Below are 20,183 nucleotides of genomic sequence, written 5' to 3'. Positions count from 1 at the left end.
AAAGCCTTTTAAGTGGACATATAAGGGTAAAGTCTTGGCGGCCTAATAGTCTGTGTATTTACGCCGAGCTGTACTAGATACAGTGTTCTGTCCGGTTCTTTGATTTGTAAGGCAAGCCGATAATTCAAAAATTGACCCAAGGCGAGATGAAAGTCAGTAATTGCAGAGTTGTTGAGAAAGCTTTTAATTTCAACAGCAATTTTTTGCCCTAATTTTTCCGCCGCCAAAATCTTCTCTGCGGCTAAATCAATCTCAAACTTAACACCCTGAATTTTGAGGATCAGCGGATCTGCGGTGATTTCCCACTCCTCCTTCTGAAGCGCTTCCTTTACAGCATCGTGAAATAAATCTCTAGCAGCCATTTATGTACAATACAGCTTTTATATCTCTTATCTATTCTACTGCATAACCCGTATACTTCCGCATAAACGGCGGCTGAAAGCCCCAAACAATATCCTCTTTGGGAACTCCGGCTATTACTAAATCTTCAGCAATATCATCTTCAGTGGCATTCCATTGAAGCCAAATTTTCCCGCCCTTGATATCAATGTGAATGCTACAGTGATGCACCCTAGTCTGCTTGTCCCAGCCCACATAGAAGATTTGGTAATGATCTCGTTCTGTATCAAGAATTGTCTCGACTTCAATGTCTCCGTGAGCAGGTTTGCGCTTGCCGTACTCCAGTAACATTTGCTGCACAATTTGCCGATATTTGATTAATTTTTCCATTCTACAATTACCTCAACTGCTGTATCATAAACAATCATTTTTACCTGATTTTCTTCGATCCTTGCTTTGGGGAAATCTAGTTGAAAGAATTCTTCATAAGTTATTAACGGCACCGCCAAGTACAAAATGCGATCTGGTGCTTTTTCTTTGAGTGCGGCTCGATAATTAATGAACTGCCCCAATGCTCTGTGAAATTCCGAGATTGCCGACGATTTTGCCAAAAAACTTTTGACCTCAACGGCAATTTTTTCGCCTTCCCTTTCTGCCGCAATCAGCCTTTCTGCTCCCAGATCGATCGACATATCTACACCGCCCACACTAATCGGAAACGGATCGTGGGTAATATGCCAGCCTTCTTTTTGCAAAGCTGTTTTGACAACTTCATGAAAAACATCTCTGGCAGACATAATATATCGATAACTAACTTACTTATTCCTATCTTACCTTTTTTGATAACCAACTGGCAGTATTGTGCCAGCGACTAAGCAATTAGGCGCGCCCTCAAGTCGCGACATCATAAGATAGCTGAACCATACCAGAACTGTATGTCTGACATCCTGTTAACTGCAAAGCTGTAGTATTTATGGGATTAACAAATAAAGGGATTCCCTCGCCCAAAATAATCGGGTGCACTGAGAGAATGACCTCGTTGACAAAGTTTTGATTCAGGAAATCGCGAATCAGCAGAGCACCTCCCACCAACCAAATATTCTTGCCCTCAAGCAAGCGCAAATCATTGACAAAACTCTCAAAATCCGTTACAAATTCTACATCGGAAGTGGCTTTAAAATCGAGATTTTTCGTAAAAACATAACTCTTTTTTTCCTGGTACGGATACTCGCCAAAAGTTAGAACTTGTTCGTAAGTTTTCCGACCCATGAGAACCGTATCGATGCTATCTAAGAATTTAGTATAACCGTAATTTTGGTCTGTAAACAGCCAGTCAATATCGCCATTCGAGCGAGCGATATAACCGTCCAGACTAGATGCAATGAATAGTACAATTTTCCGCATGGCAACACCTAGATAAATGCTCTACAGAGACTTTATAAAAGTATATGGGCTTTCAGGGGTCGAGAGGTACATTTTGATAATTTGTAATTTATCTTTGTAATTGATCGGCTGTATCCCACCTATTTGGCCATCGCCCTTGTCACTTCCAAAAACTCCCGCAAAATCGGCGAATTATCGTTTGCCCTCCATACCGCTGCCATCGGCACAGTTGGCGTAGATTCTGCAATACTTTTATAAATAACGCCCTTCCGTTGAATATTTTGAGCATTTGCCGGCAGCAAAGCAATTCCCACGTCCCCCGCGACTAAGCCGAGTATGGTCAGCATCATTGTTCCTTCTTGAATAACATTAGGAGAAAAACCGAATTGTTGGCACAAATGTTCTATTTGTTCTGACAAACCGGGTGCAAATTGACGAGAAGGAAGAATAAAAGCTTCCTGTGCAAGTTCTTTTAAAGAAACTTGAATTTTATTAACTAACCGATGATTTTCTGGTAGTGCCGCAATCAAAGGTTCTTGCCAAATCGTCACTGAACATAAATCTGATTCTTGAACCATTGATGACATTAAATGGAAAAACCCCACATCCAAATGCCGAGCGCGCAGTGCTTGCAATTGCAGCGATGTTGCTAACTCCCGCCAAATCAGTTCCACTTTCGGAAATCGATCGCAATAAACTCGCAAAATATCAGGCAACAAACAGTTTGCCATCGAACTGTTAAAACCGACAATCAAACGCCCGATTTCTCCCCGACTGGCGCGTTTTGCGGTTTTGACAGCATTGTCCACCTGCGCGAGGATCAAACGAGTTTCTTCTAAAAAAACCTGTCCCGCCCAAGTTAATTGAATAGGTTGCTTGGTACGATCGAACAACTGCACCTCAATCTCGTCTTCCAGCGCCCGAATTTGCTGGCTGAGAGGAGGTTGCGCCATGTGTAAACGTTCTGCAGCGCGAGTGAAGTTTAACTCTTCTGCTACTGCAATAAAATACCGCAAATGTCGAAGTTCCATTAATTAGCCACTACTATATCTTTTAAATATAGCTTACTACTTAATTAAATATTGGACATATACTAAGACCTTAGCTAATCTGGATAGTAAGACCTTATTAATCTCAAGTCAACAGACTTGGAGATATATTGCTGCCGTTGGGATAGGAAGTTATTTGTTTATGAACCAAATTAAACGTGTTGCCATAGTGGGAGGAACCCACGGAAACGAACTCACAGGAATTTACCTCGTGAAGAAATTCGATCGCGCGCCAGAGTTAATTGGGCGATCGACTTTTGAAACTATCACCCTGCTAGCCAATCCCAAAGCTTGCGAAATCGGGACACGCTACATCGATATCGACCTCAACCGCTGCTTTAGAAAGCAAGATTTAGAAAATCCCCATCTCTCCAGCTATGAAGCGCAGCGGGCGAAAGAAATCTACCGCATTTTTAGCTCAAAAAACACTCATCTGCCCAACGTAATTATCGATTTGCACAGCACCACATCCAACATGGGGCTAACATTTATTCTCGCCAGCCATCATCCATTTAACCTGCAACTAGCAGCTTATTTAACCTCTGTGTATCCCCACCTCAAGGTACTCGCTTCTACAACCAAGAATCATGATAGTCCTTTGCTGCGATCGCTTTCCGAATTAGGCGGTACGCTGGAAGTTGGTGCAGTCCCGCAAGGCGTCTTGGATGCGTCTTTATTTCAGCAAACTGAGCAAGTTGTGTGCCGAATTTTAGACGGCGTAGAAGCCTACAATCAAGGCACAATGCCTGCTGCAAAAAATCCCCTGACTATTTATCACACCATTGGGGCGATCGACTATCCCAGAAACGAGAACAGAGAAATTCAGGCAATGATTCATCCTCATCTGCAATCCAGAGATTATCAAGCCCTGAATCCCGGCGATCCGATGTTTTTGACCTTTGATGGTGAGTCGGTATTGTATGAAGGTAAATCAACCATTTATCCCATTTTCATTAACGAGGCGGCTTACTACGAAAAAGGAATTGCCATGTGTTTTACCCAAAAGCAAATAGTCAGTATTGAGTAGAAAATTCACAATTATTCTCGATGATTGCTCTGTGACAAAAACTCCTCTTTAGAAGCCGTAGTCAAAGAACGCAATTCCTTCCATATTTCCAAAGTGATAATACAGGTAATTAGCCACACCAAACCAGCCGTATAACCAGCAATAACATCGGTAGGCCAGTGAACTCCTAGGTAAAGCCTGCTCAAACCAATAGCAGCAATTAATACAACTGTCAAGCCGTAAATCGACCAGCGCTGCTTGGGAAAGCGTGCACCCAAAAAATATCCTAGCAAACCGTAAATAACCATTGAAATCATTGCGTGTCCGCTAGGAAAACTGTAAAATCTTACATTAACAACGTGCTCCCAAAGTTGAGGTCGATCACGGGCAAAAAGTTTTTTTAACAGTAAATTTAAACCGATCGCTCCCCCACCGGCGAACGCAATAGTTGCAGCTTCCGAGCGGTGATTGCGCCCTAGCAAAATAATACCCAAAATCAGACAAATCACTAGCAGCAACTTCGGCTCGCCCAAAAAGGTAAAGCCCAGCATTATTTGATCGCGCAGCGGAGTGTGCAATTTCCTCAGAGCTAGTAAAATAGAGCTATCGAAAGCGTAACTTTCCTTTTCCAACACCTCTTCGGCAATAGTGGCAAATCCCCACATTGCCAAAGCCGCAACAGCAAGCCCGGCCAGCCGAATTATCGAAATGAGCGATCGAATTTTAGAACGCATTTTTTAAGTAATTAAAATTTTAAAATTTCCAACTGAAAATAATACCACAAGTATAGGAAACGAAAACGCCTTACCAATCGTCTAGATTCTTGAGCAACTATATTCTGAACCATTAATTGATTTTTCACTACCCACCTCAGCTTTTACATCCAACGGGCGAATGACTATACTCTCCACAAAATACATTTCTGCAATTTTGTTGACCTTGGGGTTGACAAGTCTGTCTAGCTGTGCTGGCACAACCGGAGTCAATGCCCCGATCGCCGAAGCCCACACGATCGCCCAGCGTCTCGTTTCGACCGCAGTCGCCCAAAAGCCCAACAACCCGCAATTCGGCCAGCCGATCGACTGTACCCTAGGCAAAGACTGTTTTGTATTGCTGTATTTCGATCGAGAACCCGGCCCCACCGCCGTCGATTTTGGCTGCGGGCGCCAAACCTACGACGGCCACGACGGCACAGATTTTGCGATTCCCGACGCCAAAGCAATGGCAAAAGGAGTTCCAGTTATTGCCTCCGCAGCAGGCAAAGTTTTGCGATCACGAGATGGTGTGGTCGATCGGCGTTTACAGAACGATACAGACAAAGCCAACATCGCAGGCACAGAATGTGGCAACGGCATGGTAATCGACCACGGCGGTGGTTGGGAAGCCCAATACTGCCACCTCCGCAAAGGCAGCGTTGCCGTCAAACCGGGTACACAGGTACAAAAAGGCACTGTTTTGGGCATGGTGGGAAACTCTGGGATGGCATCTTTTCCCCACGTACACGTAACTTTTCGCTATCAAGGCAAGCCCGTAGATCCGTTTGTCGGGCCCGACGCCAAGGTAGGCTGCAACATCGCCCGCAATCCAATTTGGGACAAACCTCTAGACTATATTTCCACAGGTTTAATTAGGGCCGGTTTTGCCAATAAGCCGCCCGATATTAACGCTGTCTGGGAAGGACAATTTTCCGAGACTCAACTCCCTGCAAACAGTCCAGCTTTGTTGTTTTGGGTGCAAAGTTACGGAGTGCTCAAGGGCGATCGCGAACAATACAAATTATTTGCACCCAACGGCACAACCATCGCCGATCAGACCAATGAAATTAAAGCCCCTAGCCGCACTTGGTTGGGTTATGTCGGCAAAAGAAACAGTACGAATTCTCCTCTGACTCCCGGAGTTTGGCGGGCAGAATATCGGTTGACGCGGGGCGATCGAGTTTTGGCAGAAGTCAAGCGAGAAGTTGAGTTGCGTTAGTCCGTTGACTGTTGACTGTTGACTGTTGACTGTTGACTGTTGGCAGTATTTAATCCGTGTAGCCGTGTCTAAATCACTCTCTTCCTTCTTCCTTCTTCCTTCTTCCTTCTTCCTTCTTCCTTCTTCCCTCTTCCTTCTTCCCTCTTCCTTCTTCCTTCTTCCTTCTTCCCTCTTCCTTCTTCCCTCTTCCCTCTTCCTTCTTCCTTCTTCCTTCTTCCTTCTTCCTTCGCAATTAATAAAACATCAAGCGGCGTAAAGTAAATGACAGCACTGCGATCGCACAAACTACCGCCAATTGCCCTGGCAGGGGATAAACCGAATATTTAAGAATCTCATCGAATAAAGGTGTTTTTTTAGCCGGAGGTAGCCAATAAGTAAAAATTAGATAAATTAAGCCGATCGCGTGAACTGTGAACAAACCGCACAGACAGCTAAAAGCCATAGATTCCAGCCGCGAAGCCACCTTAAAAGCCACCCAGCCGCACACCCAAGCACCAGGCACAAAACCCAGCAAATACCCAAAACTCGCTTCTTTGAGATAGCCGATGCCGCCGCCTTGAGAAAAAACTGGCCACAAAGTTAATCCTAATGCCAAATAAGCAATTTGCGAGAGAGCCGCAGCATTTTTCCCCCCCATGCAGCCTACTAGCAAGACGGCTCCAATTTGATAGGTAACACCTAAAGAGTAGGCCTGAAGTCCTCGATCGTCCCACAACCCAATCGGAATTGTGACAGATGCAGGCAAAAAAGTGCCTCCTATCGTCAGGAGCAAACCAATAACAGCCCAGATTAATTCAATAGGAGCAGGCATTATCATCAAACGGCATTCGTCAGAAGGTATAAGGCAGAAGGCATTTGTCAGAGGCAAGCTTCAATGCCCGCAGCTTTTAAATTCTCAATACTAGCACTACTGTCAAAATAACCACCATTGTATGGTTTTCTGGCTCTCAAGCCTCGATCTTGTGATAATTTAATGAGGAATTTTTCGCGATCCTCTTCGAGGGCTTCGCTAACGGGCGATCGACTACTTGTTTCCGTAGCTATTTCTCTGCCATATATCTTATAAAGTCACACTTGTCAAGCTCATTAATAACATTAATAATATTAATATTAAATTGCGATTAAGTGTAAAGATTCTTAACCTAACCTTTACTTTTGCGCGCTATGCTGATGCGGGACACCCCTATAACGATCGAAACTTTTGTATACCTATGCTTTTTCGTCTCAACTTGATTAATCCAAACCGTTTGACTACTGCAATTTCCGCTATGGCGATCGCCCTCAGCCTCGCAGCTTGTGGCAGCAGCACAACCACAGGCAGCACAACCACCCCCGGCGACACCGCAGCATCCCCTAACGCATCCCCCGTTGCAGCCACCGGCACAGCAACTCCCAGCAAACTAGCCTTAGCCTCAGACGTAGCCATCACCGCAGCCGGCGCGTCATTCCCCGCCCCCCTTTACCAGCGTTGGTTTCAAGACTTCAACAAAATCAACCCCAAAGTACAAATTAACTATCAATCAGTAGGCAGCGGCGCCGGAGTCGAACAATTTACCAAAGGCACAGTAGACTTTGGGGCCAGCGATACCGGCATGAAAGACGAGGAAATCGGCAAAGTTCCAGCAGACAAAGGCGTGATCTTGCTGCCCATGACAGCCGGCAGCATCGTCATCGGCTACAACCTGCCAGACTTAACCGAACCACTGAAACTGCCACGGGATGTTTACGCAGATATCTTCGCCGGTAAAATTACCAACTGGAACGATCCCAAAATTGCAGCCGCCAACCCGACCGCTAAATTGCCAGACCAAGCCATCACCATCGTCCACCGTTCCGACGGTAGCGGTACCACCGCCGTCTTCACCAAACACCTGAGTGCCATCAGCCCCGACTGGAAAAGTGCAGTAGGTGACGGCAAAACAGTACAGTGGCCCGTAGGCGTAGGCGCAAAAGGCAACGAAGGCGTCACAGCCCAACTCCTGCAAACCGTCGGCAGCATCGGCTACGTAGAATACGGCTACGCCAAAAACAACAATCTCAAATTTGCATCTTTGGAAAACAAAGCAGGCACATTTGTTGTACCTACCGACGAGTCAGCTTCTCAAGCTTTAGCGACTGTGCCGCTGCCGGAAAACCTGCGAGCATTTATCGAAGACCCCGAAGGCGCTCAATCTTATCCAATTGTCACCTACACTTGGATGCTCGTCCCCAAAACAGTTGCTGACCCCAGCAAAGCTAAAGTCATCGAGGCGATGGTTGAATACGGCTTAACTGAAGGTCAAAAAGTTAGTTCCGAATTGGGCTACGTGCCTCTACCCCAAAACGTTAGAGAAAAAGTAGCCGCGGCCGCAGACGGCATCAGCCCAGACTATAAGATTGAGGTTGCCAAATAGTAATTGTTGACTGTTGACTTTTGACTGTTGTCCGTTGTCAGAGGGAACAAAAGCCCTTCGGCATTGCGCGTGCGGGTAAAAATCAGGAAGAACGAAGAGAGATATTTCTGTGGGGCGGGTTTTACCAGAAATATTTGTTAAAAAGTCAGGGGATTAATAAATCCGCCCCTCTTCTATGTAACAATCGGTGCATCTGTGTAGGGGTGGGTTTTACCAGAAATACTTGTTGAAAAGTTAGGGGATTAATAAACCCGCCCCTCTTTGATTTTATTTATGGTCTTTCTTTCTGCTTCTTTCTAGCTTTTTCCGAAACAGGCTATTTTCGGCTACTATATATTTGGTTTTTTTTTCTATGATTTCAGATAATCACAGCGCTCAATCAGATAGCAGATCGCGCTCTGGGGCAGAAAAATCCTTAGATCAAGGCTTTATCTGGCTCACGGGGATTTTGGGCATAGGAGTAGGTGTAATTTTGCTGGTAATCGCGCTCACCGTTGCTTATCGGGCTTTACCTGCGATTCAACAGTACGGTTTGGGCTTTCTGTTTGGTAGTGATTGGAATCCGGTTAAAGAAGAGTACGGTGCGCTGCCGATGATTTACGGGACGATCGTCAGTTCGGCGATCGCGCTCCTAATTGCAGTACCATTAGGAGTAGGGACTGCCATTTTCTTGAGCGAGGACTTTCTGCCGCTACCAGTGCGTACAGCTTTGGTTTTTTTAGTAGAACTTTTAGCCGCCATTCCCAGCGTAGTCTACGGTTTGTGGGGAATTGCTGTATTGATTCCCATTATTACCACTCTCGGCAAGTTTCTCAACGGCACTTTCGGATGGCTGCCGATTTTTAGCACGTCGCCAGTGGGGCCGGGAATGTTACCAGCCGGAGTAATTTTGGGAATCATGACTTTGCCCATTATTACTGCTATCTCCCGCGACTCTTTGGCAAGTCTCCCGCCCGACTTGCGACAAGCATCTCTAGGTTTAGGAGCTACTCGCTGGACAACAATTTTTAGAGTGCTCGTACCCGCAGCTTTTTCCGGCATTGTCGGCGGAATCATGCTTGGGCTCGGTCGCGCCATGGGAGAAACAATGGCTGCAACTCTGTTAATTGGCAATTCCAATCAGTTAAGTCTTTCTGTGCTAGCTCCGGCAAATACTATTGCTTCTCTGATGGCAAATCAGTTTGCGGAAGCCTCCGGGTTGCAAGTAGCAGCTCTGATGTACACTGGGCTAATTCTGTTTATTATGACACTGATTGTTAATATTTTGGCAGAGTGGATTGTTTCTCAAGTAAGAGCGAAGTACAACTAGAAGTTTGCCGCCATTCCCTACATATTTAGTTTATGTCAAATAGCGTCTCCGATGAGAATCCTTTGGTATCGAAAACAGGCAGTTTAAAGAAGGTTAAAAACAGCCCGCAATCGCTGTTTAGTCTGGGGATGACTGTACTGGCTGGAGCTAGTCTGGCTATCACTCTGCTGCCTTTGTTTGCAGTTCTTTCCTATGTCACCGTACAAGGTTTCAATCGCCTGAATTTAGACTTGTTTACCAAGCTGCCACCGCCGCCCGGACTATCGGGAGGCGGTATTGCTAATGCAATTCTCGGTACATTGATGACGGTGGGAATTGCTTCTTTAATTGCTGTTCCTTTTGGTGTATTAGCCGCCGTTTATTTGTCGGAGTTCAGCAGCGGCCAAGTAGCTCGCTGGGTGCGCTTTGCTACTAATGTCCTCAGCGGCGTTCCTTCGATTATTGCAGGGGTATTTGCCTACGGTTTGTTCGTGGTAAATATGGGAGGTTTTTCGGCAATTGCAGGGGGCGCGGCGCTGGCCGTGCTGATGTTGCCGACGATTGTGCGGACTACTGACGAAGCTCTACAAATCGTCCCGCAAGATATTAGATGGGCGTCGGTTGGTGTGGGTGCTTCTAATTATCAGACGGTGTTGCAGGTGGTTTTGCCTGCGGCAATTCCGGCTATTTTAACGGGTGTGACTCTGGCAATTGCTCGCGCTGCTGGAGAAACGGCTCCTTTGATTTTCACGGCACTAAATTCGCCTTTTTGGCCGGCAGGATTTGATAAGCCAACTCCGAGTCTTTCGGTTTTGGTGTACAACTTTGCAACGGTTCCTTTTAAGGCACAGAAAGAATTGGCCTGGGCGGCATCTTTGATTTTGGTGATTATGGTTTTGCTGACGAGTATTCTTTCTCGTTGGGCTACTCGCCAAAAAGTTTATTGAAGGAAGAAGATTTTTAGACTTGGCGAACGGGTAAAAAGAAGGAAGAAGGAACATTTTCCCCATCTCCAACTTGATCACTCTCATCTTCTCCTTATTTTGTAAAATTCGATTGGATACTTACCTGTATGATGATGGATTTAGACAAGCAAACGGAAACAGTTTTACGGACAGAAAATATCAATATTTTTTACGGCGCTTTTCACGCGGTTAAAAATGTTTCAATGGAGATTCCTAAAAATCGCATTACTGCCTTGATTGGGCCGTCTGGCTGCGGTAAAAGTACAATTCTCCGATGTTTTAACCGCCTCAACGATTTAGTGAGTGGTTTTCGTTTAGAGGGTAGAATTGATTACCACGGTCAAAATCTTTACGATTCTGATATTGATGCTGTGGCGGTGCGCCGCAAGATTGGGATGGTGTTTCAAAAGCCGAATCCTTTCCCGAAGTCGATTTATGACAATATTGCTTACGGTGCTAGGGTAAACAATTATAAGGGGGATATGGATGAGCTGGTGGAAAAATCGCTCAGCCAAGCTTATTTGTGGGATGAGGTGAAGGATAAGTTGAAGCAAAGCGGTTTTTCTCTTTCGGGTGGCCAGCAGCAGCGTTTGTGTATTGCTAGGGCGATCGCGATTAATCCTGATGTAGTGTTAATGGATGAACCTTGCGCTTCTCTTGACCCGATTTCTACGATTAAGATTGAGGAGTTGATGCGGGAACTCAAGGAAAAGTATACAATTGTGATCGTTACTCACAATATGCAGCAGGCTTCTCGGGTTTCTGACCTGACTGCTTTTTTTAATGCTAAACTTTCTGACGATGGGAAGCGGTTTGGCTATCTTGTGGAGTGTGACAAGACTGAGATAATTTTCCAAAGTCCAAAGGAAGAGTCTACTTTGGATTATGTCAGCGGCCGTTTTGGTTGAGTCCCCGACAGGTTGAAGCCTGTCGCTACACAAACTCTCGTCTCTCTCGCTTGAGACTAAAAACATTTAATTTGCTGAGTATGCTAGCGACAAAAAAAACTGCATAAAACTTTTCTGAATTTAGAATCCCGCTTTCTTGGAGAAAGCGGGATTCTGCGTTTTATGATTAAAAGCTCGATCGTACTTTTTGCAGATACAAGCCACAGATTTTTGTGAAGAAATGCTCGAAGAGTTCACATATTCTTCATCCAATGCTTTAACAGGTTTTCTTTAACCATGTTTTGCCGCATAACTTCGAGCAAGTATTCCTGAGCTTGGTCTTGGCTTAACCTTTTGACTTCTTCGCGTAGCACTTGCAGTTTGAACTGCTGTTCCATGCTAAGGCTGGTTGTAGGCATATCCATAAATCGCTCCTCCAGTTTGCTGAGATTGATGCGAAATTGATCGAAATGACGTTTCGCAGGATTTGTTGTGTCTCCTACATTGTAAACTATCATAACATTCCCTTGACAATATGTCCAAAGTACACATTTTGAAACTAATTTGTGTCGCAAAAGTACATCAAAGTGGGGGGAGCCTTATCATAAAAAGGCGTAAAGACAGGGAAGCCTAAGCCAAAGGAGCTAGTTCGTATGGATGCAATGGAGTTTTTTCAAAGCAGTGCTGGGGAGTGGCGTTCTCAGCGCAGCACTCACCACCTCGCTTTCCGCCAAGCGGAGATTGGGGATTCAAATATTCAGGTAACGGCCCTGGGTGCGGATGACACGCGAGTCGCAGAGATTTGCAAAATGCACGAAGTTGATCCGAGCCGGGCTGCTGGGGGGGCTTTTGTGACTTGGCACGGCTCGATGGCATGGGATAAGGATGATGAGAATCATAAAGGGTCTACCGTGTTCGCGATCGTCCCCGATCCTGAAAATCCCCGACAGGGCTTGATGTTGCGGGAACGCGGCTATGCGGAAATTGTGCCGGTGGCTGGCCGTTTTGAGATGGATGATGAGGATGGGCTGCTGCTGATTACCGAATACGAGACGATGAGTTCGATCGAGCGTTTCTGGTTTGCTAATCCGAACGTGCGGATGCGGACGAGTACCGTAAAGCGCTTTGGCGGTTTCAGCACATCGACTTTTTGCACCGAAATTCGGGTGCAACCAGACTCGGATGCAACATCAGAAGCAGCAGCAGATCAAGTGGCCACCAGCGAGTTTTATTCGGCTCTAGGTTGGTAATTTGGCTGTTGGATGTTGACTGTTGACTGCTGACTGCTGACTGTTGAGTGTTGATTGTTGAGTGTTGACTGCCCACTACCCACTGCCCACTGCCCACTGCCCACTGACAACAGTCAACTGCCAACTGACAACTGACAACAGTCAACAAATGTTACAGATTGTTGCAAAAATTCAGGAAAATCAGATTTAGATTGCGGGAATCCCCTAATCTGTATGTTGGTTAGTTGTATCCGTTTTGCTGGCAGCTCACGGTGTCAACTATTTCTGAAATTTGAGATAACGGAGATTTTAACGTGGCGCTTCCTTTATTAAGCTACGCCCCCAACAGCCAAAACCAGCGCGTTGCTGGTTTTGAAGTGGGGAGCGACGAGCAGCCGAGAATTTTCACAACTGAAAATGTGCTCTCGTCTGGAGACATGGAAAATTTGATTTGGGCTGGATATCGCCAGATTTACAGCGAACACCAAATCCTCAAGAGCAACCGCCAAAAGTCTTTGGAGTCGCAACTCAAGTTCGGCCAAATTACTGTGCGGGACTTTATTCGCGGTTTGGCGACTTCTTCTCCTTTCTTGGAGCGGAATTATCAAACTAACAGCAATTACCGATTTGTAGAAATGTGCGTGCAGCGCATTTTGGGCCGGGATGTGTACAGCGAGCGCGAAAAGATTGCTTGGTCGATCGTGGTAGCCAATAAGGGGCCTCAAGGCTTTATTGACGAGTTGGTCAATAGCGATGAGTACCTGGATAAGTTCGGCTACGATACAATACCTTACCAGCAGCGCCGAATTTTGCCTCAGCGAGTTGGAGGGGAAACTCCTTTCAACTTGAAGACGCCCCGCTACGGTGAGTACCACCGTTCGCAGCTTGGCTTCCCGCAAATCATCTGGCAGACTGGCGTGCGCCGTTTTGTTCCTCAAGAGAAGCAACCGAAGGCTGGCGATCCGTCGAACTATTTGGGTATGGCGCGCAATATGCCCATGCCTGCTACTCCGCCGCAGCGCGTGCCTCTAGCTAATATCAATATCGACACGATGGTTCCCCGTCGCCGGTAATTGATGCTGCCCTGATGCAATTATTTGTGTCGGGCGATCAACTGAATCGATCGGCTTTTAAGCTGAGAGAGTTTTGAGTCTTGAGTTTTGAGGTTTGAGTTTTTTGATAAACTTGGAATCCAAAACTCGGGACTCATAATTTTTTGTCATTAGGAAGAAGAAGGAAGAAGGAAGAAGGAAGAAGGAAGAAGGAAGAGGGAAGAAGGAAGAAGGAAGAAAAATAATTCGACCTTTTCTCATTGTCAACTATAAGTGCATAGGTGCATTTATGCAGCCACAATATAACGAAGGTGCTGGAAAATCATTGCGTCGCCATGCTAAACAGCTTCGTACCAAAGCCTTATACAGGTACGGTGCGGCAACCGGGTTGGTGTTGTTGCCACTGCTGGTATACGCGGTAGCACCTTTGGCTCCTTTATTTTTGGTCGCAGCTCTTTTGATAGGGGCATTAATCGCCCTGCCTTTGATTGAGGAGGGGAAAACGTTTTGGAAGTCGTCTCAGAGATTTGACCAAGGGGCCTGTGGTGAAGAAAAGATTCAGCAAGTTTTGGAGTCCCTAATCCAATCTGGATGGATAGCTGAGTACAATTTAAGATTGCCGCAAGTAGGCGATATCGATGTGTGGCTGCGATCGCCTAAAGGAGTCAATTTTATCCTTGATGTGAAGTCTCACTCAACCGTAGTTCTGTTGGAGGGCGATGTGCTCAAGCGTCAATCTTACGGGAAATTGAGAGATTTTGAGAAAGATTTTCTGGCACAGATTGCCAAAGAAGTTACGGCTATCAAAAAAGCTAAGAAGTTAACCAAGGTCACTCCAGTAGTTGTATTTAGCGATGCCAAGGTGAGTTTTAGCAACAAAAAGAAGATTAGGGGTGCTTACGTCATGGAACTGGGCAATCTGGTGTCAGGGTTGCAAGAACTCGATCGTACCTATAAAAGTAGATAAGATTAAGAGAAATCAGATAAACGCCTACATCGATATGTTGGACATCAACAAATTTGCACAGAACAGTACCATCCCAGACTTGCACTAGCATCTAAGTGATACTTGTGCTATTAAAAAAAGTTAAGGTAGAAACAATATCCTGGAGGGAATATTGAACAAAGCAATCAAGGTAGATAACATTCTCAACGCCTGATGGCGACTTGTCATAACAGCTTTGGCGACTGCTATACCACTTATCAAATGTGAGATCGCAGGCGCAATATTTTCAACAAGGTATTGAATTGATCTGGCAAAGGGGCGATCGCCTCTATTAATTCTCCGGTTACGGGATGCTGCAATGTCAGCCGCCATGCGTGGAGGGCTTGTCCGGTTAAATTGACGCCGATAGAACGGTTGGAACTGTACATCGGGTCGCCGACAATCGGATGTTTTATTTCGGCTGTATGGACGCGAATTTGATGGGTGCGGCCGGTTTCTAATTGATAGTGCATTAAGCAATAGTTGCCGATTCTTTCTTTGATTGTCCAGTGAGTAACTGCGGGGCGACCGCCTTTTTCTACTGGTACTACCGCCATTTTTTTGCGGTCTGTGGGATGCCGCCCGATGGGTAGGTCTATTGTGCCTGTTTCGGTGTTGGGAGCCCCGTAAACTATGCCTAAATACTCGCGGCGGGCGGTTTTGGTTTTGAGTTGGGCTTGCAGGTGTTGGTGGGCAATGTCGGTTTTGGCGATCGCGATCGCACCTGTCGTATCTTTGTCTAATCTGTGCACAATTCCCGGCCGCTGAACTCCACCTATTTCTGCTAGGGGACAGTGGGCTAAGAGGGCGTTGACTAATGTACCGTCTTGGTGTCCGGCGGCTGGGTGGACGACTAATCCGGCTGGTTTGTTGATGATAATTAGGCTGTCATCTTCGTAGAGGATGTCGAGGGGAATTGCTTCGGGCTGCAACTTTGTGGGCTGGGTTTCGGGTAATGTGAGGTGGATGCGATCGCCCGTTTTTACTGATATTTTTTTCGATGTGCAGGTTTCGTCGTTGACTTTGACATTACCTTGTGATATGAGGCTTTGGATTCGCGATCGGGATAAGTCCGGTATCTGGTTTGATAGCCAAATATCTAATCGCTGATTGACATTACTGCGATCGAATTCCTCTGTATTTTCTACTGTGTAAATCTGTGCCGCAGTGTCTGTTTCTATCATTTACTTTTTACTATTTTTTGCCAATTTTTGGGCTTACGAATGGGGGTTAAAAACCCGGTTTCTACGAGTTTTACAACGAGTCACGGTAAATATAGGAATAAACCGGATTTTTGAGAGCATTAACTATATTAATCATAACATCTTTGAGTTAGTTCGCCAGCGCACGGGTGCATCGAAACCGTTTTTTTCACAGCAATACTTGGTTTCTGGGCCCAGATTCGGTAAAAAACCCGGTTTGTTGGGTCGGAGTGCTAAAGTCGTTTGAGTATAATCGTCAATTCTATCGACAATTGTCGCAGTGGCCGCAGCGCATTGATGTAGCTTCCTTGGTAAAACCAAAAGCTTGCAGCAAAAATTGCCACCTACACTCGCGATGTTTGAGATATTTAGCCATTTCTTCCGCTGCGCTAAAGTTTTGTTTTTCGCCTTTTTGCTGTGGAGATTTATTAATCGCATAATTAAAAGGATCTTGCCATGTTAATTGTCCGCTGCTGTGCAAGATTGAAAGGGCGATCGCACTTTCGGGAAATTCCCGCCCCACAGCATCTACATCACCTTTAAGTGGGAGTTTTTTGGCTAATTGCTGAGCTTCTCGGTATTGCGATCGCAATTTATCTTGAAAAAATTCCTTTCTTTGTTTATCTTCAGGATAAAGCAAACCCGTCGGTTCGCTAATCAATGTCAGGGCGATCGCCGATTTGCCGTCGCGTCCGCCTCTACCAATTTCCTGAATGTATTCCGATAATAGCAAAGGTGCTTGAAAGTGAACAACCCACCGGACATCGGGTTTATTAATTCCCATCCCGAATGCTGAGGTACAAGTCACAAATTTAAGGTCATTGTTCAGCCAAGCTGTTTCTATTTTTCGTCGTGATTCTGGACTCAAACCCGCATGATATGCTGCGGTTTCATAACCTGCTGCGTCCAACAAATCCGCCAAGTTTTCGCTATCTTTTCTAGTGCGGACATAGACTAAACCTGCTTGTTTTGGTCGAGCCTTAATAAAATTTAATAACTGCTGCTTGCGTCCTCTCGGCGTCCAGACTGTCTGCACTTGCAGGTGCAGATTAGAACGGTAGGGACTTAGCAGAAATGCTTCGGGTTTTTGCAGTTGCAAGACATTTTTGATTATCTGCTGTGCTTCCGGGTTGGCGGTAGCGGTGAAAGCTGCGATCGCAATTTTACTATTTGCTGGTTTAGCTTTTAACAAAGCAGATCGCACTGTTCCCAAACGGCGGTAAGCTGGTCGAAAAGTATCACCCCACTGTACTAAACAGTGAGCTTCATCTAATATTAAACCGTTGATTTGGATGTGTGGCTGACTGATAATTTCCCAAACAGGTTTGCTGAGTAACGTTTCAGGAGACAGGTACAGCAATCTTAATTTGTTTTGTTGCAGCGACTGCATAGTTTGTCGGCGCTGCGCTGTTGGCAGTTGACTGTGGAGGAGGGAAGCGGGAAGATTGCGATCGCGCAATTCTTGTACTTGATTTTCCATCAGTGCGACTAACGGCGAAACTACCAACGTTAAGCCTGTTTGTAACAAAGCTGGCAGTTGAAAGCAAATTGATTTGCCACCACCTGTCGGCATAATTATAATTGTATCTTTTCCGGCTAATAAACTGCCGACTATTTCTCCTTGGGGTGGTCGAAAGTCGTCGTATCCCCAGATTTTTTGGAAGGCGGCGCGGGCTTGATTTAATGATGTTGGTTCTGGTTTGTATTTCATTTGATTTATCCCCAAATCCGACGTAATGTGAGCAGTGCGTGCCCTACATAATTAAATTTTGTGTAAGTCCTGATGTACCAATAAATCGGCTGGCTGGTTTCATAGTATGCAAGTATCGAGCAGAATAAGTGTTAATTTAATAACAGTTAATAATTTTACTTTTTGAATTATGAACGCAAGCACGTTAAGCGAAGTTTTCAGCTATCGACAAAAAACTTGTGATCTTTTCGATACCGCAGGTCTAGCAGAAGCAGTGCATGAAGATGGTTTTGCGCTGATTCCTAGTGTACTCAGTCCGTCGGAAGTGGTGCAAGCCAAGGAAGCACTCGATCGCCTGCAACCCTTCGGACTCGATGGTAGCAGTTGGAGTGAATTGAACCAGCATTTTAAGTGCGTTTTTAATCGCGATCGCCTGTGGCTCTCCTATGCCGATCGACCGGGTATAATTGAATTAGCCGAAGCATTAATGGGCAGCGATTGCCATATTATCGGCATGACTGCGTGGAAAAGCGGGCCCGGTTATGATGGTTGGCGCGTCCACGTCGATCAGGTGTTTGTACCCGTGCCCGAAAGCGTGTTTGCCGTTAGCGCAGCCCTCGGAGAGGATCGCACTTTTCAACTACCAGTATGGATTTGTACAGCCCATTTCTATCTCAGCGACATCGCAGAAGACCTCTGTCCTACCTACATTATTCCTGGTAGTCACAAATCTGGTCGAAAACCCGATCGCGGGGAAGAAACTTGGAACGGACACTCCCCAGAACCAGTTTTGTGCAAAGCTGGAGATGTGTTATTTTTCCGCAGTGAAATTTGGCATTCCGGCGGCAAAAATACGACCACAGATGGAACTCGCTACTTACTGCAAGTGCATTATTCCCACCGCAACATCGCGCAGAAATTTTCGCCTTGGCCGTGGCAGTTTAACCCCGAAATTATCGCTACCGCTACTGAACGGCAACTGCGGCTTTTAGGCAAACATCCTGAGTCAAATTACGGTTAAAATACATGGCTAATTCTGTTTGATAACCTGTATAACAAGCCTTAGAAGAAATATGAACACCATCTATTCTCTTCTATTCCTTTCTCTTTTCTTTTCTTTCTCTGTGTCCTCTGCGCCCTCTGCGGTTCATCAAAAAAAATATCTGTCATATAATGTCCAAGTTATTTGAGACTTGGAGTTTTGGATTTGAGATTATCATCCATTCTAGAGGCTGGTAAATCTCCGAATATCTTGAGCAATCCAAAATCCAAAATCCAAAATCCAAAATCCCCTAAGACTCCTCGCCGTCTCGGCGGCCGAGCTCGTACACGCCGCCGCCAATACAGGCGATCGTACCCATAGATACCGCCCAACCAGTGCCCAGAGACAATTCGACGCCCCAATTGCACAATCCGCCCACAATCAAAAAGGGCAGGATGCTCAACAGCGAAGCGTAAAAGGCATTTTGGGCTTCTCTGGCTTGGCGGGTTCTTTCAAACTCGGCTTCCGAGGTGTAGAGGGATCTCTCGGCAAAATTCATCCAGCGGTTGAGTTGCAGGATCACCCATTCTGTAAGGGGCGACAGCCCCCAGTACAGGGCCAAAGACCACAAAGACGCACCGGCGATCGCAGTTGCATCTATCGCAAAACTAAAAGGAAAAATTTCAGTAAGCATTGCTTGATGTGTGTTATGAATTTGAAATTTTGGATGACATCCAAAATCCCGGAACTAACTAACTATAGTGTCAAGCAAAAGCTCGATCGAATTCAACTGCAGCAGGAATTCCTCGGCCAATTTTTTTTATTACCCCTGGCTATTTACCCGGAAGCCTTGACACCGGTTTTGGATGGAGTAAGATACACGTTGTTATTAAACTGATTCGCGATCGCGGGTAGGGCTCAAAGCCAATCTTGCAGCGAATTGGCATAACTTACATCTTGCACCTCAGAAACGGGCCGGAAAGCCCGCCCCTAAAAGCTTTATTGACATTGGTGCAAGATGTAAGCCTAACAGACAACGCAAACTCCCACACACATTTAACTTTGAGCCGTGAAAAAAATCCTGCAAGACTCTAGAGGCCCGCTGACGGCAAAACGCTTTTTTCGTCTCAGACAGATGCTGCTGCTGGCACTTTCGATCGGCATTGTGTTGATCAGCCCTTATTTGCAGCAGCAGGTGGTCAAAGCTCAGTCAGGCTTACCAAGCAGAGTAGCGACGGGTAATTTGTGGCAAGAAGCTTCTTTTCCAGTCGAAAACTTTGAAACATACACCTCCGCCTTCGGCCCCCGTGGCGGCGATTTTCATTACGGTTTGGACTTGGCCGCCCCGGAAGGCAGCTATATCCGCAATTGGTGGGGCGGGCAAATTGTGGAAGTTTGGGAAGATGGCCGGTGTGGCACTGGTATGGTGGTGCGATCGGGAAATTGGGAACACATCTACTGTCACCTTAGAGGCCGAGTGCTAACGGCTAATGGAGGGCGTTATTATACCGATCGCGAAGGTACCTTGCAAATTTGGCAAGGTCAAACAGTGCCTGCGGGTGCGAGAATTGCCAGAGTTGGGATGACCGGCCGCACGAGTGGGCCTCACTTGCACTGGGGATTAAAGTACGGCGGCCGCTGGGTAGACCCGGCTTTGGTATTGCGGGAAATGTACTCCCAACAATCTTAATTGGTCATTAGTTAGTAGTCATTAGTCTTTAGTTAGGAGTCATTTTTATTGGTTTGTAGTAAGGACTAA

General features: G+C 45.9%; 24 protein-coding genes. 12 read left to right on the top strand and 12 right to left on the bottom strand.

Translation table 11 applies throughout. The features are described 5' to 3' along the window. Positions 1-8: 8 nt before the first annotated feature. The 5 genes from QUA36_RS10030 to QUA36_RS10010 all read right to left on the bottom strand — a co-directional run bounded on the left by QUA36_RS10030 (position 9) and on the right by QUA36_RS10010 (position 2,753). The gene (locus QUA36_RS10030) at positions 9-362 is read right to left on the bottom strand and encodes an element excision factor XisH family protein (protein ID WP_333457150.1); all 354 of its coding nucleotides are present in this window, start codon (positions 360-362) and stop codon (positions 9-11) included. Between the two features lie 31 nt (positions 363-393). After that, complete coding sequence (locus QUA36_RS10025) at positions 394-729, bottom strand: XisI protein (protein WP_333033025.1); 336 nt, start codon at positions 727-729, stop codon at positions 394-396. Then, positions 717-1,136: a XisH family protein gene (locus tag QUA36_RS10020; protein WP_333261780.1), complete on the bottom strand. Its 420-nt coding sequence runs from the start codon at positions 1,134-1,136 to the stop codon at positions 717-719. Before QUA36_RS10020 ends, QUA36_RS10025 begins: the two co-directional genes overlap by 13 nt. A 94-nt stretch (positions 1,137-1,230) precedes the next feature. Then, the gene (locus tag QUA36_RS10015; protein WP_333457148.1) at positions 1,231-1,743 is read right to left on the bottom strand and encodes a dihydrofolate reductase family protein; all 513 of its coding nucleotides are present in this window, start codon (positions 1,741-1,743) and stop codon (positions 1,231-1,233) included. Positions 1,744-1,862: 119 nt separating this feature from the next. Continuing rightward, positions 1,863-2,753: a LysR substrate-binding domain-containing protein gene (locus QUA36_RS10010; RefSeq protein ID WP_333457146.1), complete on the bottom strand. Its 891-nt coding sequence runs from the start codon at positions 2,751-2,753 to the stop codon at positions 1,863-1,865. A gap of 160 nt (positions 2,754-2,913) precedes the next feature. Between QUA36_RS10010 and QUA36_RS10005 the strand changes: the two genes are divergently transcribed. After that, positions 2,914-3,798, top strand: a complete 885-nt coding sequence (locus QUA36_RS10005) for an aspartoacylase (protein WP_333457144.1) — start codon at positions 2,914-2,916, stop codon at positions 3,796-3,798. Between the two features lie 11 nt (positions 3,799-3,809). Here QUA36_RS10005 and QUA36_RS10000 read toward each other — a convergent pair whose 3' ends face one another. Beyond that, positions 3,810-4,511 (bottom strand): phosphatase PAP2 family protein, encoded by a 702-nt coding sequence (locus QUA36_RS10000; RefSeq protein ID WP_333457142.1) that lies wholly within the window; start codon positions 4,509-4,511, stop codon positions 3,810-3,812. A 160-nt stretch (positions 4,512-4,671) separates the two neighbouring features. Here QUA36_RS10000 and QUA36_RS09995 point away from each other — a divergent pair, with 160 nt between their 5' ends. Next, positions 4,672-5,751 carry a M23 family metallopeptidase gene (locus QUA36_RS09995; protein WP_333457140.1) on the top strand — a complete coding sequence of 360 codons (1,080 nt, stop codon included), beginning with the start codon at positions 4,672-4,674 and terminating at the stop codon, positions 5,749-5,751. Positions 5,752-5,824: 73 nt separating this feature from the next. Here the strand turns inward: QUA36_RS09995 and QUA36_RS09990 are convergent, their stop codons facing one another. Both QUA36_RS09990 and QUA36_RS09985 read right to left on the bottom strand, forming a co-directional pair. Further along, on the bottom strand, positions 5,825-5,983 hold the full coding sequence (locus QUA36_RS09990) for a hypothetical protein (protein WP_333457139.1): 159 nt from the start codon (positions 5,981-5,983) through the stop codon (positions 5,825-5,827). After that, positions 5,984-6,562 (bottom strand): biotin transporter BioY, encoded by a 579-nt coding sequence (locus QUA36_RS09985; protein ID WP_006635529.1) that lies wholly within the window; start codon positions 6,560-6,562, stop codon positions 5,984-5,986. A 400-nt stretch (positions 6,563-6,962) separates the two neighbouring features. On the opposite strand from QUA36_RS09985, the gene pstS reads away from it, so the two are divergent. The 4 genes from pstS (at position 6,963) to pstB (ending at position 11,305) form a co-directional block, all read left to right on the top strand. Beyond that, positions 6,963-8,144 carry a phosphate ABC transporter substrate-binding protein PstS gene (pstS, locus tag QUA36_RS09980; RefSeq protein WP_333165680.1) on the top strand — a complete coding sequence of 394 codons (1,182 nt, stop codon included), beginning with the start codon at positions 6,963-6,965 and terminating at the stop codon, positions 8,142-8,144. A 352-nt stretch (positions 8,145-8,496) separates the two neighbouring features. Further along, complete coding sequence (gene pstC / locus QUA36_RS09975; RefSeq protein WP_333165681.1) at positions 8,497-9,453, top strand: phosphate ABC transporter permease subunit PstC; 957 nt, start codon at positions 8,497-8,499, stop codon at positions 9,451-9,453. A gap of 32 nt (positions 9,454-9,485) precedes the next feature. Further along, positions 9,486-10,379, top strand: coding sequence for a phosphate ABC transporter permease PstA (pstA, locus tag QUA36_RS09970; protein WP_333160852.1), 894 nt, complete (start codon positions 9,486-9,488; stop codon positions 10,377-10,379). A gap of 125 nt (positions 10,380-10,504) precedes the next feature. Beyond that, a complete protein-coding gene (gene pstB, locus QUA36_RS09965) occupies positions 10,505-11,305 on the top strand; it encodes a phosphate ABC transporter ATP-binding protein PstB (protein WP_333165684.1) in 801 nt (266 codons plus the stop codon). A gap of 233 nt (positions 11,306-11,538) precedes the next feature. On the opposite strand, the gene QUA36_RS31335 is transcribed toward pstB, so the two are convergent. Further along, entirely contained in the window at positions 11,539-11,802 is a 264-nt protein-coding gene (locus QUA36_RS31335; RefSeq protein WP_445251225.1) for an NblA/ycf18 family protein, read from the bottom strand. Positions 11,803-11,937: 135 nt separating this feature from the next. Here QUA36_RS31335 and QUA36_RS09955 point away from each other — a divergent pair, with 135 nt between their 5' ends. From QUA36_RS09955 to QUA36_RS09945, 3 genes are all read left to right on the top strand, one after another. Continuing rightward, positions 11,938-12,534, top strand: coding sequence for a phycobiliprotein lyase (locus QUA36_RS09955; protein WP_333165687.1), 597 nt, complete (start codon positions 11,938-11,940; stop codon positions 12,532-12,534). 293 nt (positions 12,535-12,827) lie between these two features. Beyond that, positions 12,828-13,586 carry a phycobilisome rod-core linker polypeptide gene (locus QUA36_RS09950; protein WP_333165690.1) on the top strand — a complete coding sequence of 253 codons (759 nt, stop codon included), beginning with the start codon at positions 12,828-12,830 and terminating at the stop codon, positions 13,584-13,586. A gap of 268 nt (positions 13,587-13,854) precedes the next feature. After that, complete coding sequence (locus QUA36_RS09945) at positions 13,855-14,532, top strand: NERD domain-containing protein (RefSeq protein WP_333457136.1); 678 nt, start codon at positions 13,855-13,857, stop codon at positions 14,530-14,532. A 236-nt stretch (positions 14,533-14,768) separates the two neighbouring features. Here the strand turns inward: QUA36_RS09945 and QUA36_RS09940 are convergent, their stop codons facing one another. After that, the gene (locus QUA36_RS09940; protein WP_333083638.1) at positions 14,769-15,734 is read right to left on the bottom strand and encodes an RluA family pseudouridine synthase; all 966 of its coding nucleotides are present in this window, start codon (positions 15,732-15,734) and stop codon (positions 14,769-14,771) included. A 280-nt stretch (positions 15,735-16,014) separates the two neighbouring features. Continuing rightward, positions 16,015-17,463 (bottom strand): RecQ family ATP-dependent DNA helicase, encoded by a 1,449-nt coding sequence (locus QUA36_RS09935; protein WP_333457134.1) that lies wholly within the window; start codon positions 17,461-17,463, stop codon positions 16,015-16,017. A 169-nt stretch (positions 17,464-17,632) separates the two neighbouring features. Here QUA36_RS09935 and QUA36_RS09930 point away from each other — a divergent pair, with 169 nt between their 5' ends. After that, entirely contained in the window at positions 17,633-18,463 is an 831-nt protein-coding gene (locus tag QUA36_RS09930; protein ID WP_333457132.1) for a phytanoyl-CoA dioxygenase family protein, read from the top strand. 271 nt (positions 18,464-18,734) lie between these two features. On the opposite strand, the gene QUA36_RS09925 is transcribed toward QUA36_RS09930, so the two are convergent. Then, complete coding sequence (locus QUA36_RS09925; protein WP_333162726.1) at positions 18,735-19,118, bottom strand: hypothetical protein; 384 nt, start codon at positions 19,116-19,118, stop codon at positions 18,735-18,737. A 33-nt stretch (positions 19,119-19,151) separates the two neighbouring features. Here QUA36_RS09925 and QUA36_RS09920 point away from each other — a divergent pair, with 33 nt between their 5' ends. Beyond that, positions 19,152-19,322, top strand: coding sequence for a hypothetical protein (locus QUA36_RS09920; protein WP_333162723.1), 171 nt, complete (start codon positions 19,152-19,154; stop codon positions 19,320-19,322). Between the two features lie 237 nt (positions 19,323-19,559). Then, a complete protein-coding gene (locus QUA36_RS09915; RefSeq protein ID WP_333162736.1) occupies positions 19,560-20,114 on the top strand; it encodes a M23 family metallopeptidase in 555 nt (184 codons plus the stop codon). Positions 20,115-20,183 lie beyond the last annotated feature (69 nt).

Origin of the sequence: Microcoleus sp. Pol10D4, assembly GCF_036701555.1 — a bacterium.
Classification (GTDB): domain Bacteria; phylum Cyanobacteriota; class Cyanobacteriia; order Cyanobacteriales; family Microcoleaceae; genus Microcoleus.
This window is presented reverse-complemented; position numbering and strand designations above follow the sequence as displayed.

Coding starts and splice junctions, on each gene's coding strand:
- QUA36_RS10030 (WP_333457150.1), bottom strand. CDS start 362: ATGGCTGCTAGAGATTTATTTCACGATGCTGTAAAGGAAGCGCTTCAG.
- QUA36_RS10025 (WP_333033025.1), bottom strand. CDS start 729: ATGGAAAAATTAATCAAATATCGGCAAATTGTGCAGCAAATGTTACTG.
- QUA36_RS10020 (WP_333261780.1), bottom strand. CDS start 1,136: ATGTCTGCCAGAGATGTTTTTCATGAAGTTGTCAAAACAGCTTTGCAA.
- QUA36_RS10015 (WP_333457148.1), bottom strand. CDS start 1,743: ATGCGGAAAATTGTACTATTCATTGCATCTAGTCTGGACGGTTATATC.
- QUA36_RS10010 (WP_333457146.1), bottom strand. CDS start 2,753: ATGGAACTTCGACATTTGCGGTATTTTATTGCAGTAGCAGAAGAGTTA.
- QUA36_RS10005 (WP_333457144.1), top strand. CDS start 2,914: ATGAACCAAATTAAACGTGTTGCCATAGTGGGAGGAACCCACGGAAAC.
- QUA36_RS10000 (WP_333457142.1), bottom strand. CDS start 4,511: ATGCGTTCTAAAATTCGATCGCTCATTTCGATAATTCGGCTGGCCGGG.
- QUA36_RS09995 (WP_333457140.1), top strand. CDS start 4,672: ATGACTATACTCTCCACAAAATACATTTCTGCAATTTTGTTGACCTTG.
- QUA36_RS09985 (WP_006635529.1), bottom strand. CDS start 6,562: ATGCCTGCTCCTATTGAATTAATCTGGGCTGTTATTGGTTTGCTCCTG.
- pstS (WP_333165680.1), top strand. CDS start 6,963: ATGCTTTTTCGTCTCAACTTGATTAATCCAAACCGTTTGACTACTGCA.
- pstC (WP_333165681.1), top strand. CDS start 8,497: ATGATTTCAGATAATCACAGCGCTCAATCAGATAGCAGATCGCGCTCT.
- pstA (WP_333160852.1), top strand. CDS start 9,486: ATGTCAAATAGCGTCTCCGATGAGAATCCTTTGGTATCGAAAACAGGC.
- pstB (WP_333165684.1), top strand. CDS start 10,505: ATGATGATGGATTTAGACAAGCAAACGGAAACAGTTTTACGGACAGAA.
- QUA36_RS31335 (WP_445251225.1), bottom strand. CDS start 11,802: ATGATAGTTTACAATGTAGGAGACACAACAAATCCTGCGAAACGTCAT.
- QUA36_RS09955 (WP_333165687.1), top strand. CDS start 11,938: ATGGATGCAATGGAGTTTTTTCAAAGCAGTGCTGGGGAGTGGCGTTCT.
- QUA36_RS09945 (WP_333457136.1), top strand. CDS start 13,855: ATGCAGCCACAATATAACGAAGGTGCTGGAAAATCATTGCGTCGCCAT.
- QUA36_RS09940 (WP_333083638.1), bottom strand. CDS start 15,734: ATGATAGAAACAGACACTGCGGCACAGATTTACACAGTAGAAAATACA.
- QUA36_RS09935 (WP_333457134.1), bottom strand. CDS start 17,463: ATGAAATACAAACCAGAACCAACATCATTAAATCAAGCCCGCGCCGCC.
- QUA36_RS09930 (WP_333457132.1), top strand. CDS start 17,633: ATGAACGCAAGCACGTTAAGCGAAGTTTTCAGCTATCGACAAAAAACT.
- QUA36_RS09925 (WP_333162726.1), bottom strand. CDS start 19,118: ATGCTTACTGAAATTTTTCCTTTTAGTTTTGCGATAGATGCAACTGCG.
- QUA36_RS09920 (WP_333162723.1), top strand. CDS start 19,152: ATGACATCCAAAATCCCGGAACTAACTAACTATAGTGTCAAGCAAAAG.
- QUA36_RS09915 (WP_333162736.1), top strand. CDS start 19,560: ATGCTGCTGCTGGCACTTTCGATCGGCATTGTGTTGATCAGCCCTTAT.